We start from the raw sequence: 15,420 nt of genomic DNA on the forward strand, positions 1-15,420 counted from the left end.
TTAAGTAAACGAGCGGCATTTATATCATGCTTAAGAAAAACTTCACATAGGTGCGTGTGGATTGTGCTTAGGGTAAACTAGCCAGATTAATAGATTACTTGTTAGGTTGAACGTGCCATCAGTCCAAACGCTCCATACTTTTGCTTTACCAGCTCACTGTGCAGCGCTCATAACCATCACTCATCCCGATAACCTCACTCAGCTCGATTTTTCTAAACCTTGCTATGTAATGGGAGAGGGTAGCAATACGGTCTTTATCGAAGACTTTATTGGCACAGTGCTAAAGATAGCCAATAAAGGCATATCAGTTATAGAGCAACAAGATGTTTGGCATGTTCGAGCTGCTGCGGGTGAGAATTGGCATCAGCTAGTTATTCATTTACTTGAACAAGGCGTATTTAGCTTTGAAAACCTCGCATTAATCCCGGGTACAGTGGGGGCTGCCCCTGTTCAAAATATTGGTGCTTATGGCGTTGAAGTTGGGCAGTTCATTAAATCGGTCAAAGGCTATGATATTGGCAAAGCGCAATTTGTAGAACTTGCGCAAGCTGAGTGTGACTTTGCTTATAGAGAGTCGGTGTTTAAACAAGCTTTAAAAGATAAGTTTATTATTACTGAAGTACTGTTTGAGTTACCTAAGCAATGGCAGCCTGTGCTTAACTATGGACCTTTACAATCGCTTGATAAAAATACGGTCACCGCACAGCAGGTATTTAACAAAGTGATTGAAATACGACAAAGCAAACTTCCGGATCCGAAAGTGCTGGCCAATGCTGGTAGTTTTTTCAAAAACCCCATTGTGGGAAGCGGGCAGGTAGAAGCTTTGTTAAAGCAGTATCCTGATATGCCAAATTATCCAGTAGATACTAAGCATACTAAATTAGCCGCTGGCTGGTTGATTGAACAAGCCGGGCTCAAGGGCTTTGAGTTAGGGGGTATTGCCGTATATCACAAACAAGCTTTAGTACTGGTTAATCAAGGTGCGGGCACAGCCTCAGAGCTTAAAGCCATGATCCAACATATTCAACAAAGCGTGTGGCAAAAGTTCAATGTGCCACTAGAACATGAAGTGCGTGTGATTGCTGCAAATGGCAATGTACAACTACAAGGTGTGCAAGCATGAGTTATAAAGGACCACAAGGGAACAAGTTGGCTATTTTAAAAGCCCTTAATAAGGGAGAGTTTGTGTCTGGACAGTATTTAGGTGAAAGCTTAGACATTTCTCGCGCTGCGGTATCGAAACACATTAAGTCTTTACAAGAAATGGGCATCGACATCTTTAAACTCAGTGGTAAAGGTTACAAACTCAACCATAGTGTCCCTTTACTTGATGAATCAGCAGTAAATCACTATTACCATGTACTGTCAGGGCAGAAAAAACAGCTTGAAGTGATGCCTATCATAGATTCAACCAACTCAGAATTAATGCGCCGTGTGCAAAACAAATTGCCGATTAATTCAGGGCATGTATTGGTTGCTGAAATGCAAGAAGCAGGGCGGGGTCGTCGCGGCCGTACTTGGCAATCTCCATTTGGTGCTAATCTGTATTACAGCTATTACTGGCGTTTAGACGATGGATTGCAAGCAGCGATGGGTGTGTCTATTGCGGTGGGCCTTGCAGTGTATGATGCTTTAAAAGCGCTTTATGGGTTAGAAGTGGCACTGAAGTGGCCCAACGATATTTATCTTAATCATAAAAAGTTAGCTGGTGTTTTAGTTGAGCTAGATGGTCAGGTTGAAGGGCCATGTCACTTAGTGATTGGTATTGGGATTAATTTACAAATGCCCGAAACGGCATCACAGCAAATCGATCAACCTTGGACAGACATAGCTTCCCACAGTCATGTTCTAGATAAAGATAAGCTGGTGGCATATTTAACTTATGCCCTTGATGAAAGGTTGGCGCAATATCAGGTGTCAGGCTTAACCGAGATGGTCACACAGTGGAATGCATTAAATGCATTCGCAGGGGAAGTGGTTTGTCTTTCTACTGGGCAAAGACAATGGCGCGGTATTTGTGAAGGCATAGATGCACAAGGGGGCATTGTACTGCGCCAAGATGGCGAAGTGAAAAGCTACTATGGCGGAGAGATTTCATTGCGTAAGGAAGTAAATGAATGAGATTGTTAGTCGATGTGGGTAATACCGCATTAAAAGTTGCCAGTGAAGTAAATAGCAACATCACCTTTATTGAAGAAGCCGATATTAATTGGCCTGCGGTTAAAGAAATCGCGATTGCGCAAGTTGGGCCCGACAAACTGCTTGCAAATATCACGGCTAAAGCACAGCAGCTCAGCATTCCTTTATTACAAGCAAATGTGACAGCGCAGCTTGGCGCAGTTAAATGTGCTTATCCGCAATTTCAAAATCTCGGCATTGACCGTTGGTTGGGTGTGGTTGCCTGTCATTATTTATATCCAAATAGACATTGTGTGGTAGTGGACTCGGGCACAGCGAGTAAAGTCGATGTGGTTACTAAATCTGGTGAGCATCTTGGTGGGTGGATTTTGCCCGGTTTAGATATGATGATCGACAGTCTTGTAAGTAACACACAAAAGGTATTTTCAGACTCAGAGAGTTTGTTTTTACCAGAACTTGGCACAAATACACCAAATGCTGTAAAAAATGGTGCCTTGATAGCCACCTTAGGTGCTGTGGAAGCGGGTATAGCGCAATTAGATTGTGATGGCGATGAGATTCAGGTGATTTTTGCTGGTGGCTATGGTGAGTTACTTCAACTTCATTTTGCTAAACCCAGTGTCTTTATCGATGACCTTGTTTTAAAAGGGCTGAGAAATTGGTGTGAATTCATACACAAATAGGTGTTTTTGGGCTTTTTTGTTGCAAATATGAGCGTTTGAACAAGAAACTTTGATTTTTTTTAAGATTCTTGTTGCATCACCCCAAACCTTGCTCTAGAATCCTGCCCCGTACTAAAGCAGTGCCGACTTAGCTCAGTTGGTAGAGCAACTGACTTGTAATCAGTAGGTCATCCGTTCGACTCGGATAGTCGGCACCATTTATTTACCCTCACTATGAGGCGCTTTAGGCAAGAATTTTTGACGTGGAGGGGTTCCCGAGCGGCCAAAGGGATCAGACTGTAAATCTGACGGCTCTGCCTTCGCTGGTTCGAATCCAGCCCCCTCCACCACTTTATTCTTGACGGTTAGAGGTAGTTGAATAACAGGTTCCTAAAGCGGGCATCGTATAATGGCTATTACCTCAGCCTTCCAAGCTGATGATGCGGGTTCGATTCCCGCTGCCCGCTCCAGAGTTCTGGTGTGCTGATATAGCTCAGTCGGTAGAGCGCACCCTTGGTAAGGGTGAGGTCGGCAGTTCAAATCTGCCTATCAGCACCAGTCCAAGAATCTTCCAAAATACTTCCTTTGACTTGTCATAAAAATACTTAATAATTGAAGAATAATTTTAATCTGCATTTTGCGGGTTATTTTTATATGTAATCTAGATACACATAAATCTTACTTATAGGTTCCGTCATGGCAAAAGAAAAGTTTGAACGTTCGAAACCGCACGTAAACGTAGGTACAATCGGCCACGTTGACCACGGTAAAACAACTCTAACTGCAGCAATCACTAACGTACTTGCAAAAGTATACGGTGGTGAAGCGAAAGACTTCGCATCAATCGACAACGCTCCAGAAGAGCGTGAGCGTGGTATCACAATCTCAACTTCACACGTTGAGTACGATACTCCAACTCGTCACTACGCACACGTAGACTGTCCAGGACACGCTGACTATGTTAAAAACATGATCACTGGTGCTGCACAGATGGACGGCGCGATCCTAGTAGTTGCGGCTACTGACGGTCCTATGCCTCAAACACGTGAGCACATCCTACTTTCTCGTCAGGTTGGTGTACCTTACATCATCGTATTCATGAACAAATGTGACATGGTTGACGACGAAGAGCTACTAGAGCTAGTAGAGATGGAAGTTCGTGAACTACTTTCTGAGTACGACTTCCCAGGTGATGACCTACCACTAATCCAAGGTTCAGCTCTTAAAGCACTAGAAGGCGAGAAAGAGTGGGAAGACAAGATCGTAGAGCTTGCAGAAGCACTAGATTCTTACATCCCAGAGCCAGAGCGTGACATCGATAAGCCATTCATCATGCCTATCGAAGACGTATTCTCAATCCAGGGTCGTGGTACAGTAGTAACAGGCCGTGTTGAAGCTGGTATCATCAACGTGAACGACGAAGTTGAAATCGTAGGTATCAAAGAAACTACGAAGACAACTTGTACGGGTGTTGAAATGTTCCGTAAGCTTCTAGACGAAGGTCGTGCAGGTGAGAACATCGGTGCACTACTACGTGGTACTAAGCGTGACGAAGTTGAGCGTGGTCAGGTTCTATGTAAGCCTGGTTCAATCAAGCCGCACACTAAGTTCACTTCAGAAGTATACGTACTATCTAAAGATGAAGGTGGCCGTCATACTCCATTCTTCAAAGGCTACCGTCCACAGTTCTACTTCCGTACAACTGACGTAACAGGTAACGTAGAGTTACCAGAAGGCGTAGAAATGGTAATGCCTGGTGACAACATCAAGATGACTGTTGACCTAATCGTACCAATCGCGATGGACGAAGGTCTACGTTTCGCTATCCGTGAAGGTGGCCGTACAGTAGGTGCTGGTGTTGTAGCTACAATCGTAGAATAATCTACAGATTGCAGTAACACTGTGAAAAAGGTCGTTTCCTTGTAAAAGGTGCGGCCTTTTTTAATGCCTGTAAGAAAGATAGTATGAAGCTCTGAGTCAATACATGGAATTGTTTTGTATAGCGTAATTGATGTAATTGAAGAAAAACTCCCTGTTTGGGATATGGTGTTTTTCGTACTTGTTATTTACATACCGATATTTAGGAAGATTTATATGGCACTAAGTGTTGCTGATATTCTTATGATTGTAATTGCTATCATAACGGCTTTAATTGCAGGGGTGACATTATGGATTGCTCATAAAACCCAAAGGATTTCTGAACAAGCAGTTAGACTTTCTAAAATGCAGTTAAATAACGACCTATGTATAAAACTATATGAGTTAAAGGATCTTACTAGTGCTCAAGGAGGTAGATTGCTTGTAGATTTTTTTAGTAATCAAGTACGTGATGAGGAAAAACAACTTCTCTACTCGATCAAAGATAGAGCTAGAACTTTAATCCAAAAAGAAAAATTAGTTGAGCAGTTGGTTAACTTGTGTGATTTTTTTCTTGGAGAATCAGACGCTAGCCTTAAACTAACAATAAATTCTCAAATGAATGAGTATTCTCCAAAAGAACTAGTTCGTTACTCTAAAATAGATGAAGAAAGAAATGCTTGCTACGAAGCACTATATGAAAGTATAAAAGGTACAACTTTAGACGTACTGCAAGAGTTAAAGAGGTAGATCTTTAAACTGGCTCATTTCACCTAGCGCAAAGGGAATGAGAGCGCGGCACGCTCTCATAATATAGGTGAAGGTCAGCGCTTGTTAAACTTACTCATTTCACCTTGCGCAAAAAGACCGCCCTCACTACGTTCGCAGTCGGTAACCTTTTGCACTAGTACTGTTTTGCGTATTCTTCGGCTTGGCGCCATACACGCATGGTGTTGCCACCTAAGATCTTCTTAATCTGACCTTCGCTATAGCCTCTGTCTAATAGGCCTTGTACAAGGTTTGGATAAGTTGATACATCTTTTAAGCCGATAGGCAGTGAGTCACCTACGCCATCGTAGTCAGAACCGATACCAACGTGGTCGATACCAATGAGTTTTACGACGTGATCAATGTGATCAAGCACTTGTTCTAAAGTTGCGAATGGGAATGGGTTTTTAGCGCGATAAGCAGCTGCGAAATCTGTGGTTTGCTTACCACTGTCTTCGGCTTCTTTTTTAGCTGCATTACGTTTGTCGTACCAACCACGCGAGGCACTAGTCACAAAGCTCGAGCCAAAGTTAATTTGGATCACACCGCCATTTTTCTTTAAAGCTAATAGCATTTTGTCATCCATATTTCGCTCAAAGCCCGGCGTGTACTTGCGTAGTGAAGAGTGCGATGCAATTACAGGTACTTTTGACAACTCCATTACCTGATAAAACGCATCGTCAGAAATATGCGATACATCGATTAACATGCCGATGTTGTTCATTTCTTTGACCAGATCTTTACCGAATGGACTTAAGCCTTTCCACTTTCTACGCACGTCATAAGATGAATCTGAGATGTGGTTACTCTGCGAATGAGCCAGAGTGATATAGCGTACACCGCGATCATAGAAGTGCTTTAAGTTCTTCATATCGCCTTCCATCGGCGAGCCGTTTTCCATACCCATGGCAATCGACATTTTGCCTAGTTTAAAATGGGTGTATGCATCTTTATATGAATAGGCCATTGCGAATTTTTTAGGCGCACGGAATACTAATGCTTCCATGCCATCGATCAGCTCATTCGCTAACTGATAGCTTTTCCCTTTACCTTCGAACTCTAAGCTAGCAGGAATATAAATCGACATAAATGGCACATTCAAGCCACCTTTTTTCGCACGAGGATAGTCAAAGTCACCACCTTCGGTTGCCTTACTGACATCATCCCATTTTTCGGCGATGCGATAAGGCACGTCGATATGGGTGTCGATTAGAATGTTTTGTTTAGCAATACGTTCTGCACGTTCAGATGCAGAGTATTGCTTTTCTGCTGCTGATAGGTTTGCACTGGCAACTGCTAACGCGAGTGCGGCAAGAGTAAAAGTTGCTTTCATGGCTCAGTCTTTTTTTGTTTTAAGTGACCTGATTGTAACAACAATTTCTTCGTCATGTATATTCTCCGCTTATCCTCTTTTCTGACCATTTATCACTTTTCGCAAATTGCCATGGGGTGTTTTCCATATAGTTATACCCAACAGAGGCGCACAGCCTAAATAAATAAAAATTAAGGAAAACAACATGTCTAAATTCAATGCTAAAACAATCCGTCGTACTTTAATTGCAGCTATTTTAGGTTCGGCATCAAGCACTACAATTGCGGCGGAAAGTTCCCAAGTACAACAAGTTGAAAAAGTTGAGGCACCTGCCAAGTTGGCACTTAAAGAAGGCTTTAATATCAGTCTACAAAGCAATGAGATTGATGATGTTTTTGAAGGCAGTGGCCTTGGTATGAGCTATCAAGCAGATTTTGGAAATTTACTTAAAGAACAGGAAGAGCATTTAAATTTATATGGCCGTGTGCACTACCAAATCAACCGCAGTGATGAAGATACTCAGCTTTCTCAGGCTGATATTACTCTTGGCTTAAATTACGCTCACTCAGACAAGCTGCATGTGTATTTAGAATCCGCGATGTTACAGCAAGAAGTATCAGGTCAACCAACAAGTTTTACCCGCAGTTATGATGTCACCCGTTTAGGTGCGCGTTACAACTTTAAAAAGAGTTTGGTGCTCAATGCTTCAGCAATTCATAGAAATGGTGACCAGAACGAACTGGGTTATCGCATCGCTGTAGAATCAACCAAGACAGATGCTTACTCAATGGGCATGGGGTTTAGCAGTGTAGGTGACAATGATTCACTGTTTATTTCAATTGTTTCAAAGTTCTAAGTTGGTAATGACAAGTAGTATGGGTACAATTCACCGCATCGAAACAAGGAGTATTGTACCTATGAAGAAGTATTGGTTGTGTCAGCTAGCCGTTTTCATTGTGATTTTTGCATTGAATAGCAGCATCTTGGTTACCCTAGATGTTAGTGAGTTTACTAACCAGCAGAAGAGTTCGCTGTTTCTTAGGGGACTTCTTTCTTCAGCCTTTTTTATCTTGTTTAGTCACTTCGTTATCAGAAATGGCAGCCAATGGGTTGCTCGTAAACGCGGCATGAAAAGACCGACAATATCACTATTATTGATAATGAGCTTGGTGGCCGCATCGCTTTATCAACTCTCTTACTTATATGTGGTTCAGCCTTTCACCCCGACAGGTTTGGCTGGTGAAGAAGTTTCCATGCAAGTGCAGGGTAGCAAAATTGACTTTCACGAAAATAAAGGAGTCGAGTGGATAGCCATTTTCATGAAATGTTCAATGTATTGGCTCTGGTCTGGCTGTTATTTGGCAGTGATTGCTAGAAGAGAAAAGCGTATGCTAAAAACACAATTAAAAGAGCAGCAACTCGCGAGCTTACAAAATCAGATAAACCCGCATTTCTTATTTAATTCTTTGAATACTATTCGCGGCATGATCTACCAAGACCAAGATAAAGCCGCAGATATCGTCACTCAGCTTTCAGAGTTGTTTAGGTATAACCTGACAACAGACTTACGGACACATGTCAGTGTTGAGGATGAGTGGCAAATTTGCGAAAACTACCTGGCTATTGAGCAAGTGAGATTTGGTGAGCGACTAAAAGTACGTTTTGATTGTCCGAAGGCACTGCTTAAAGCAACTTTGCCCAGTATGTCTCTACTTACACTCGTTGAAAATGCAGTGAAGCATGGTATTGCTCATCTTCCTAACGGAGGAGAGCTAAAGATCCATGTATCAGAGCGCGAAGGTAAAGTGCTGGTACAAGTCATTAACCCTTTTGATGAAAGCAGGGTTAAAAGTGGTACACAGTTAGGGCTGGCAAATATTCAATCTCGATTAGAGCTTATGTTTGGACAACAGGCACAACTGTTGATTTCACAAGAGCGTCAGGAATTTAAAGCCATTATGGAGGTGCCCCTTGCAGCCTAAAGCAACAATTAAAGTGCTCATCATTGACGATGAGTCTTTGGCGCGTGCAGAGTTACAGCGTTTATTAAAAAAGCATAAGCAAATCGAAGTGCTGGGTGAAGCGCCAAATATTATCGAGGGGAAAGCCTTAATCGAGGACTTGGAGCCAGACGCAATCTTTTTAGATATTGAAATGCCAGGCGGGACAGGGCTTGAGCTCGCTGAACAATTAAAAGGTGAAATTCCTATCGTCTTCTGTACAGCGTATAACGAGTTTGCCGTGGATGCCTTTTCGCTCAATGCCGTAGACTATTTACTAAAACCCGCAGCCCCAACGCGGTTAGAGAAAGCCATTGAAAAGCTCACAAGTCTGCTATCAGAAACCGAAAGCACACAGCTTGAAGATGACTTTAAATTGATGGTGAAATTTGCTGACAAAATGAAAATCATCTTGTTGAGAGACATATTACGGTTTGAAAGTGTCGGTAATCATGCGGCAATTTACACCGAATTTGGCAAGTCTTACATTCATAGTTCACTGAGTAAAATAGAAGCAAAACTTGACCCTAGCGTGTACTTACGCGCAAGTCGCAGTGAAATAATTCGTTTGGATGCGGTGGTTCATCTAGAGGAGAGTATCAATTATGGGTTAACTGCGACCCTGAGTAATGGCTCAGAAGTCGATATATCTCGCCGCCAAGCTTCTGCGTTGAAAAAGCAAATGAGCTTTGCAGCGTTTTAATAGCGGATTAAAAAAGCTCGCTTAGATTGACACTGATTACGCGTAATCAGTGTCATAGCCTTCGGTATATTCTTCACTCTGCATGGCGTTGAATTGGGCTTTTGAGACGATATTGACCGACTCATGGAGTTCAGAGAACACAATTAGAGCTTCACCTGATTTGAGCTGAGCTTTCACTTGCGCCACTTTTGTTTCAGTGTTTACTTCAGCATCACCATAGTCGGTGCCTTCGCGATGTACATAATGTTCAATGAGATTATTAAGCGTATTTGGATCAAGTTGCTGATATGGAATGAGCATCTACTTCTGACCTTTAATGAGCGATTGAAAATAATGGGGAACGGTTTTTTCTAGCCAAAACTCTGGCTTGAACGGATTCTTACCACCAATAAAGCCGACATGGCCGCCTTTTTTAGACACCGCCAAAGTGACTTGGTCGCTGACTTGTTCGGCTTTCGGCACAGCCTCTAAAGACAGCATAGGATCATCTTCGGCATGGATCAGCAAAGTGGGTGTCGCAATATGTTTTAAGAAAGGCTGAGCACTTGCTTGTGCATAATAATCTTCAGCACCCTCAAAGCCATGTAGTGGCGCTGTTAATTGATTATCAAACTGCCACAAGTCGTTAATACTGGCCAATTCTTGCTTGTTTAATTTAATCGCTTCACCGATCTGCGGGTATTTTCTGGCTGATGACTTTTTCAAACGGTCTAACAGGTATTTTTGATATAAACCAAAACAGCTTTTTCTGATCACCTGACACGAAGAAGAAAGATGATGGGGTGCTGAAACAACCGCAGCACCGCTGAGATCACTCTGCTTACCTTGCTCACCTAAATATTTGGCAAGTACATTACCACCAAGAGAAAAGCCAACAGCAAATAAAGAACTTGGGTTTAAGCGTGTCTTTAATGTTTGAATTAAAAACTGTAAGTCACCGGTTTCTCCGCTGTGATAAGCGCGCGGCAAACGATTAGGTAAACGTGAGCAGTTTCTAAAGTGCATGAGCACAGTATCAAAGCCTTGCTGGGTCAAGGCTTTAAGCATGCCTTTGGCATAAAAGCTATCAAGGTTGCCTTCAAGACCGTGTAGCACAATGGCAAGAGGTGAATCTTTTTTGCCTGTGCGACTCCAGGCTAACTCTAAAAAGTCACCGTCGGGCGTAGTCAGTTCTTCATATTCCACATCAACGCGCTGAAAGGGTCTAAAAAAACGGGGCAAGATAGTTTGTGCATGACGATTCGACATCCACCAAGCACTTTCAAACTGATAACTCATAATTCTTCTTATTTGCATACTCGCAGGCAGTGTAGCAAAGAGTCGTGATGGGTTAAATAACCAGAACTGTCGAGATAAAGCTGAGAATGGGTGAGAAAGTGCCGAATATTGTACACAACCTTTTTGCTTCACAAATAAAAAGCACCCGACTAACTAGGTTAGTAAGGTGCTTTGTGCGTCGTGCTTAATTCGTCTCTATCGGGGAACAAATGCCTTTATTTAAAGTGGGTCAAAGGCAAGACCACTAATACTAATCCTCAATAATACTTAATCATTTTGAGGGACTAAAGCTGCCGCTAACTGCGTTGAACATTTATCATTTAGAATAACTAAATAGCAAAATATTCGCCTTGTTCTCGACAAGCTTTCCTTGCCTCAAAATAAATCACTTAATTAAGAGGATTAGTATAAAAACTATTTATTCAGGAGCTTCTGACTCGTTAATTTTCTTCATGAAGTAATAAACGTAGTAAGCGCATAGCACAATCACTGTGCCCAAGATACCAAATGAAAGAAACAACACTGGGTCGCTAAAAAAATCTCTAAAGAATACGTTCATGGCCTTGGCCTCCTAATCACTCGATGAAGTAATCATAGGTGAGGGATGACGGGCTTGATATGATCGAGATCAAGTTTGTTTTCTGGTCAGCTTGGCTTAGGGTTAGAGCTTGATCTTGATCATGCTTTTCGTCGCTAAAGACACTGGAAAAGGCGGTTTTTATCTTGCTCAGATAAATAAAAAGCGAGGTTGTCAGCGCCGTTGTTAACGCTGATTGAACTCGGTAGCGCGTCTAATAATAAGCTTTGCTGTAATTTCTCAAGGGCTAACTCATTTTCGAGCAATTGTTTGCGAATAACCGCATAGTCAGTGCGATGCGCATGATGTGTTTTAAGATTTTTTCGGGTCAAGCGATGCGGGTTTAATAACTGAGCATCACTGAGCGCAGCGGTATTGTCGAGCGCTGCAAACTGTTCTTGTGTTAGTTGTAGCTTTAGGCTGTCGAGGAACATCAATAATAAACATAGGTTCACGTTTTTTTGCTGCTCGTCTTGTAGCTCGAGCAGCAAAGGTTGCACGCCATTTTTGCTATATACATCGCATGCAAATTGCCAAAGTGTACCGGGCGTGAGTTTAGACATTAGGCGAGGCTTGCCTCAAATGCAGCTTGCTTCTCTTCCATCTCTTCAAGTGCCATTAATAGGTCTTCTTCTATTTGGTTCACTTTTGGCGTTAATTCAGCTTGTTTGCCAAGCAGCTCGGTAAGCTTGGCTTTGTTTTCATCACTGTACAAATCGTTGTCGCCAAGCTGGTTTTCAACGTCAGATAACTGCTCTGAGAACTTATCTAGTTGCTTTTCAAGCTTATCGATTTCTTTTTTTAAAGGTTGAACTGACTTTCTAAACTCAGCTTCAAGGCGTTTAACTTCTTTACGATTACTACTTGAATGCGCTTTAACTTCGACTTGCTCTTTTTTGTTGTCGGCTTTATTGGCATTCAGTAACCATTGGTAATACTCATCTAGATCATAGCCAAATTGCGATACGCTGCCGTTATCTACCAAATAAAATTCGTCGGCGGTATTTTTTAGCATGTGTCTATCGTGAGATACCGTCACCATCGCGCCTTCAAAGCCCTGCAGCGCCATAACAAGGGCATGACGCATTTCTAGATCTAAGTGGTTAGTTGGCTCATCGAGTAGCAATAAGTTTGGCTTCTGGAATACCAGCATGGCTAGAACTAAACGGGCTTTTTCGCCTCCAGAAAACGGTGCTACTGGCTCTAAAGCGCGGTCGCCGTTAAAGGCAAATCCCCCTAAAAAGTCACGTAAAGATTGTTCAGGTGCATCGGGTGCTAGGCGCTGTAAATGTGTCACAGCACTCGCTTGTAAATCTAGTGACTCGAGCTGATGCTGCGCGAAGTAACCAATTTTCAACCCTTGATGTTGAAAGACTTCGCCAGATTGTGGTTGCAATTCGCCCGCAAGTAATTTGATCAGGGTTGATTTACCCGCACCATTGCGCCCAAGTAGCGCAATGCGGCTGCCAGGTACCAGATTAAGTTTGATCTGATGCAAGATGGTGATGTCGCCATAGCCTGCTTGTGCGTTATCTAGTGTCATCAGCGGGTTGGGTAGTGCACTTGGCTCGGCAAATTCAAAGTCGAATGGCGAATCTGCATGTGCCGGGGCAAGCTTTTCCATACGCTCTAGTGCTTTAACACGACTTTGTGCTTGCTTGGCTTTACTTGCTTTGGCTTTAAAGCGGGTAATGAACTTTTCTAAGTGAGCAATTTGCTCTTGTTGCTTGTCGAACAAAGCTTGTTGCTGGGCCATGCGTTCTGCTTTTTGACGCTCGAACTGAGAGTAATGACCTTTGTAAACATTAATTAGACTACGATCGATATGCCAAATTTGGTCAACCACCGCATCTAAAAATTCGCGGTCATGAGAGATCAGAACCAGTGTGCCGGTGTAAGCACGTAAAAAGCGTTCTAACCAGTAAACCGCATCTAGATCTAAGTGGTTAGTAGGTTCATCGAGTAATAGTAAATCTGCATCGCGGATAAGTGCTTGAGCAAGGTTTAAGCGCATACGCCAACCACCCGAAAAGGCACTCACTGGGTTATCGATTTGTTCGTTGCTGAAGCCTAAACCATGCAAAAGTTCACCGGCTTTGGCCTCAATGCTGTAGCCCTTTAGGTGCTCAATCTGTTGGTGTATTTGCGCTTGTTTTGCACCGTCATCGCTCGCTTCTGCATCACGCAGTGCAATGCGGCAAGCGTAATATTCAGGATGACCTTGCAGTACATAATCAAGAGCACTGATCTCAAGCGCCGGGGTTTCTTGTTTTACCGAGGCAATAGACCAATCTTTTGGGAATTGAAACTCACCCGAATCTAACTGTAGTTCGCCCTTTAACAATGCAAACAAAGAGGATTTACCACAGCCGTTGGCGCCGACAAGGCCGACCTTGTGCTCTGGGAAAAGTGTTGCACTGGCGTTTTTAAGTAGGGTTTTGCCACCGCGAAGTAGCTCGATATCTGACAGTTGGATCATAGTGTTACAGCAACAATAAATAATGCGGCTATCATAGCATGAAGTGCTTTGTGGGGCTCAACTCTATCTTGATATAGAAAGACGACTTATTTCATAAACAGAGTGAACATGTTTCGTATAAATCGGGTATTGAGATAGAATAGGGCACAACTTAATCGCGGGTCGAGACGAAGATGAAACAGAAGAAACGTTTTATTGCTGGGGCGGTATGTCCTGAGTGTCAAAAGCAAGATGTCATGATGTTATACAAAGAGCATGATGTAGAAAAAGTAGAATGTGTAGAGTGTGGTCATAAGATGACGCAGCCAAAAGATGCAGTACAGGCTTCAACACGCCAATTTGAACAGGTTATAGGTGTATTTAAGCCAGAGTAACGCTGGCTTAAACGTATTTATTATTAACCTGAATATCGGTTAGTAATGTGGCGGAGGTGGCTCTTGATGCTGTGGCATTAACCCACTGTCACCTCCCTCTTTAATCTTTTGTGCTAATAATTCTAATTGTCGCTGCATCTTTGCCAAATGTTTTTGATGAGTGCGAAGCTCATCGTTTAGCGTTTCAATGGTATCGTCCTGAAAAGCAACTTTTGCTTCTAACTCCATTACGCGGTTTTCTAAATCTGTCATTGTGTATCCAAATCGGTAAATATTTCTAGCAAACCACTTGAGCTTTCTGTGGTTAAAGCGCGCTCGTTATCAGTAAAAGCAACATCAAATACCACCGCAGATTTAGGGCGGCTGCCTTCTCTTGGTTTCACTAAAAAGGTATCTAGTTGCAGGCCATCGCTCACACGCCAGAGCGATAGTTCGCGATTAGGTGAACCTGTGGCAATGAGTGTCGCACTTTCATTGAAGCGAACGGCGCTAAAGATTTTCTGGCGAGCAATATACTGTAATTGCGATACGAGGTCACCCGAAGTTAACTGCCAGACAGTGGCTTTTTTCAAACTGTCGGCGGTAAAGGCATATTGACCACTGGCATCAAGGGCGACTTTGGTGACGCGACTGGGATGATTAAAGCGGTGCAAGACTTGTCCTGTTTTTGTGTCCCAAAAGTAGGCGGTGTAGTCATTACCACCACTTAACGCAAAATGGCCGTTGGGTGATAACGCAATACTATTAATTTTTTCTTGATGACCGAGGAACTCCAAGCGCCTGCCGTTGACTAAGTCGAGATGGACAATGACATTATCACTGCGACCATACATCACATATCGCCCTTGATTGCTAATGGCAATATCGCGGATCGTGGCGGTTTTAATTTGGTAATAACCTTGGTTTTTACCGGTTTTAATATTCCAAATGGCAAATGTATCGTTGGCTGCAGTCACCGCAAAGCTATTATCAAATGCGATGGCCAGCGAGTGTACTAAATTTTCGGGATCTGCAGAGTGCTGCCATTGGTATTTTAAGCCATGTGTTTGGTTGTCCCAAAGGCTAACGCCATGCTCGACTGATGAGATTAAAGAGTATCGACCATCTGCAGAAATTGCAGCTGAAAATGCGCCTCGTACAGCATGTTCCACTGTATGAGTTGCCTGTTTCGATGCTGGGCTACATGCCAGCAGTAGGGTACAGGTTGCAGTAATGAGAAGAAGTCGAATACTTTGCATAGTTTGGGTATTTTCCCTTAACGCTCTGTTTCA

The 15,420-nt window shown here is 42.8% G+C and carries 17 protein-coding genes and 4 tRNA genes; 13 read left to right on the plus strand and 8 right to left on the minus strand.

Annotation, left to right across the window (positions count from 1 at the left end; all coding sequences use genetic code 11):
* The first annotated feature begins 112 nt into the window (after positions 1-112).
* The 9 genes from murB (at position 113) to ACH784_RS00800 (ending at position 5,408) form a co-directional block, all read left to right on the plus strand.
* Positions 113-1,123 carry a UDP-N-acetylmuramate dehydrogenase gene (murB, locus tag ACH784_RS00760; protein ID WP_404392679.1) on the plus strand — a complete coding sequence of 337 codons (1,011 nt, stop codon included), beginning with the start codon at positions 113-115 and terminating at the stop codon, positions 1,121-1,123.
* The gene (gene birA / locus ACH784_RS00765; RefSeq protein ID WP_404392681.1) at positions 1,120-2,121 is read left to right on the plus strand and encodes a bifunctional biotin--[acetyl-CoA-carboxylase] ligase/biotin operon repressor BirA; all 1,002 of its coding nucleotides are present in this window, start codon (positions 1,120-1,122) and stop codon (positions 2,119-2,121) included. The genes murB and birA overlap by 4 nt, the downstream gene beginning before the upstream one ends.
* Positions 2,118-2,822, plus strand: coding sequence for a type III pantothenate kinase (locus ACH784_RS00770; protein WP_404392683.1), 705 nt, complete (start codon positions 2,118-2,120; stop codon positions 2,820-2,822). The genes birA and ACH784_RS00770 overlap by 4 nt, the downstream gene beginning before the upstream one ends.
* 121 nt (positions 2,823-2,943) lie before the next feature.
* A tRNA-Thr gene (locus tag ACH784_RS00775) sits at positions 2,944-3,019 on the plus strand.
* 47 nt (positions 3,020-3,066) lie between these two features.
* Positions 3,067-3,151 (plus strand) — tRNA-Tyr (locus tag ACH784_RS00780).
* 45 nt (positions 3,152-3,196) lie between these two features.
* Positions 3,197-3,271 (plus strand) — tRNA-Gly (locus ACH784_RS00785).
* A 12-nt stretch (positions 3,272-3,283) separates the two neighbouring features.
* A tRNA-Thr gene (locus tag ACH784_RS00790) sits at positions 3,284-3,359 on the plus strand.
* A gap of 138 nt (positions 3,360-3,497) precedes the next feature.
* The gene (gene tuf / locus ACH784_RS00795; protein ID WP_404392685.1) at positions 3,498-4,682 is read left to right on the plus strand and encodes an elongation factor Tu; all 1,185 of its coding nucleotides are present in this window, start codon (positions 3,498-3,500) and stop codon (positions 4,680-4,682) included.
* A gap of 213 nt (positions 4,683-4,895) precedes the next feature.
* Positions 4,896-5,408 carry a hypothetical protein gene (locus ACH784_RS00800; protein ID WP_404392687.1) on the plus strand — a complete coding sequence of 171 codons (513 nt, stop codon included), beginning with the start codon at positions 4,896-4,898 and terminating at the stop codon, positions 5,406-5,408.
* A 154-nt stretch (positions 5,409-5,562) separates the two neighbouring features.
* On the opposite strand, the gene ACH784_RS00805 is transcribed toward ACH784_RS00800, so the two are convergent.
* Positions 5,563-6,759 carry a dipeptidase gene (locus tag ACH784_RS00805; protein ID WP_404392689.1) on the minus strand — a complete coding sequence of 399 codons (1,197 nt, stop codon included), beginning with the start codon at positions 6,757-6,759 and terminating at the stop codon, positions 5,563-5,565.
* Between the two features lie 184 nt (positions 6,760-6,943).
* Here ACH784_RS00805 and ACH784_RS00810 point away from each other — a divergent pair, with 184 nt between their 5' ends.
* The 3 genes from ACH784_RS00810 to ACH784_RS00820 all read left to right on the plus strand — a co-directional run bounded on the left by ACH784_RS00810 (position 6,944) and on the right by ACH784_RS00820 (position 9,441).
* Entirely contained in the window at positions 6,944-7,594 is a 651-nt protein-coding gene (locus tag ACH784_RS00810; protein WP_404392691.1) for a hypothetical protein, read from the plus strand.
* 61 nt (positions 7,595-7,655) lie between these two features.
* On the plus strand, positions 7,656-8,720 hold the full coding sequence (locus tag ACH784_RS00815; protein WP_404392693.1) for a sensor histidine kinase: 1,065 nt from the start codon (positions 7,656-7,658) through the stop codon (positions 8,718-8,720).
* A complete protein-coding gene (locus tag ACH784_RS00820; protein ID WP_404392695.1) occupies positions 8,710-9,441 on the plus strand; it encodes a LytR/AlgR family response regulator transcription factor in 732 nt (243 codons plus the stop codon). Before ACH784_RS00815 ends, ACH784_RS00820 begins: the two co-directional genes overlap by 11 nt.
* 36 nt (positions 9,442-9,477) lie before the next feature.
* On the opposite strand, the gene ACH784_RS00825 is transcribed toward ACH784_RS00820, so the two are convergent.
* From ACH784_RS00825 to ACH784_RS00845, 5 genes are all read right to left on the minus strand, one after another.
* Entirely contained in the window at positions 9,478-9,741 is a 264-nt protein-coding gene (locus ACH784_RS00825; RefSeq protein ID WP_404392697.1) for a YheU family protein, read from the minus strand.
* On the minus strand, positions 9,742-10,719 hold the full coding sequence (locus ACH784_RS00830) for a hydrolase (protein WP_404395138.1): 978 nt from the start codon (positions 10,717-10,719) through the stop codon (positions 9,742-9,744). It lies immediately after the preceding gene.
* A gap of 418 nt (positions 10,720-11,137) precedes the next feature.
* Entirely contained in the window at positions 11,138-11,278 is a 141-nt protein-coding gene (locus tag ACH784_RS00835) for a DUF3149 domain-containing protein (RefSeq protein ID WP_083496476.1), read from the minus strand.
* A 134-nt stretch (positions 11,279-11,412) separates the two neighbouring features.
* Complete coding sequence (locus ACH784_RS00840) at positions 11,413-11,859, minus strand: TIGR02444 family protein (RefSeq protein WP_404392699.1); 447 nt, start codon at positions 11,857-11,859, stop codon at positions 11,413-11,415.
* Positions 11,859-13,775 (minus strand): ATP-binding cassette domain-containing protein, encoded by a 1,917-nt coding sequence (locus ACH784_RS00845; RefSeq protein WP_404392701.1) that lies wholly within the window; start codon positions 13,773-13,775, stop codon positions 11,859-11,861. The genes ACH784_RS00840 and ACH784_RS00845 overlap by 1 nt, the downstream gene beginning before the upstream one ends.
* 173 nt (positions 13,776-13,948) lie before the next feature.
* Between ACH784_RS00845 and ACH784_RS00850 the strand changes: the two genes are divergently transcribed.
* On the plus strand, positions 13,949-14,149 hold the full coding sequence (locus ACH784_RS00850; RefSeq protein WP_404392703.1) for a YheV family putative zinc ribbon protein: 201 nt from the start codon (positions 13,949-13,951) through the stop codon (positions 14,147-14,149).
* A gap of 39 nt (positions 14,150-14,188) precedes the next feature.
* Here the strand turns inward: ACH784_RS00850 and ACH784_RS00855 are convergent, their stop codons facing one another.
* Entirely contained in the window at positions 14,189-14,401 is a 213-nt protein-coding gene (locus ACH784_RS00855; RefSeq protein ID WP_404392705.1) for a SlyX family protein, read from the minus strand.
* Positions 14,398-15,387 (minus strand): WD40 repeat domain-containing protein, encoded by a 990-nt coding sequence (locus ACH784_RS00860; protein WP_404392707.1) that lies wholly within the window; start codon positions 15,385-15,387, stop codon positions 14,398-14,400. Before ACH784_RS00860 ends, ACH784_RS00855 begins: the two co-directional genes overlap by 4 nt.
* Between the last annotated feature and the right edge of the window lie 33 nt (positions 15,388-15,420).

Origin of the sequence: Pseudoalteromonas phenolica, from assembly GCF_044788725.1 — a bacterium.
Classification (GTDB): Bacteria; Pseudomonadota; Gammaproteobacteria; order Enterobacterales; family Alteromonadaceae; genus Pseudoalteromonas; species Pseudoalteromonas phenolica_C.

Coding starts and splice junctions, on each gene's coding strand:
- ACH784_RS00845 (WP_404392701.1), bottom strand. CDS start 13,775: ATGATCCAACTGTCAGATATCGAGCTACTTCGCGGTGGCAAAACCCTA.
- ACH784_RS00810 (WP_404392691.1), top strand. CDS start 6,944: ATGTCTAAATTCAATGCTAAAACAATCCGTCGTACTTTAATTGCAGCT.
- ACH784_RS00855 (WP_404392705.1), bottom strand. CDS start 14,401: ATGACAGATTTAGAAAACCGCGTAATGGAGTTAGAAGCAAAAGTTGCT.
- ACH784_RS00800 (WP_404392687.1), top strand. CDS start 4,896: ATGGCACTAAGTGTTGCTGATATTCTTATGATTGTAATTGCTATCATA.
- ACH784_RS00805 (WP_404392689.1), bottom strand. CDS start 6,759: ATGAAAGCAACTTTTACTCTTGCCGCACTCGCGTTAGCAGTTGCCAGT.
- ACH784_RS00850 (WP_404392703.1), top strand. CDS start 13,949: ATGAAACAGAAGAAACGTTTTATTGCTGGGGCGGTATGTCCTGAGTGT.
- birA (WP_404392681.1), top strand. CDS start 1,120: ATGAGTTATAAAGGACCACAAGGGAACAAGTTGGCTATTTTAAAAGCC.
- ACH784_RS00830 (WP_404395138.1), bottom strand. CDS start 10,719: ATGAGTTATCAGTTTGAAAGTGCTTGGTGGATGTCGAATCGTCATGCA.
- ACH784_RS00840 (WP_404392699.1), bottom strand. CDS start 11,859: ATGTCTAAACTCACGCCCGGTACACTTTGGCAATTTGCATGCGATGTA.
- ACH784_RS00770 (WP_404392683.1), top strand. CDS start 2,118: ATGAGATTGTTAGTCGATGTGGGTAATACCGCATTAAAAGTTGCCAGT.
- ACH784_RS00815 (WP_404392693.1), top strand. CDS start 7,656: ATGAAGAAGTATTGGTTGTGTCAGCTAGCCGTTTTCATTGTGATTTTT.
- ACH784_RS00835 (WP_083496476.1), bottom strand. CDS start 11,278: ATGAACGTATTCTTTAGAGATTTTTTTAGCGACCCAGTGTTGTTTCTT.
- tuf (WP_404392685.1), top strand. CDS start 3,498: ATGGCAAAAGAAAAGTTTGAACGTTCGAAACCGCACGTAAACGTAGGT.
- ACH784_RS00825 (WP_404392697.1), bottom strand. CDS start 9,741: ATGCTCATTCCATATCAGCAACTTGATCCAAATACGCTTAATAATCTC.
- ACH784_RS00860 (WP_404392707.1), bottom strand. CDS start 15,387: ATGCAAAGTATTCGACTTCTTCTCATTACTGCAACCTGTACCCTACTG.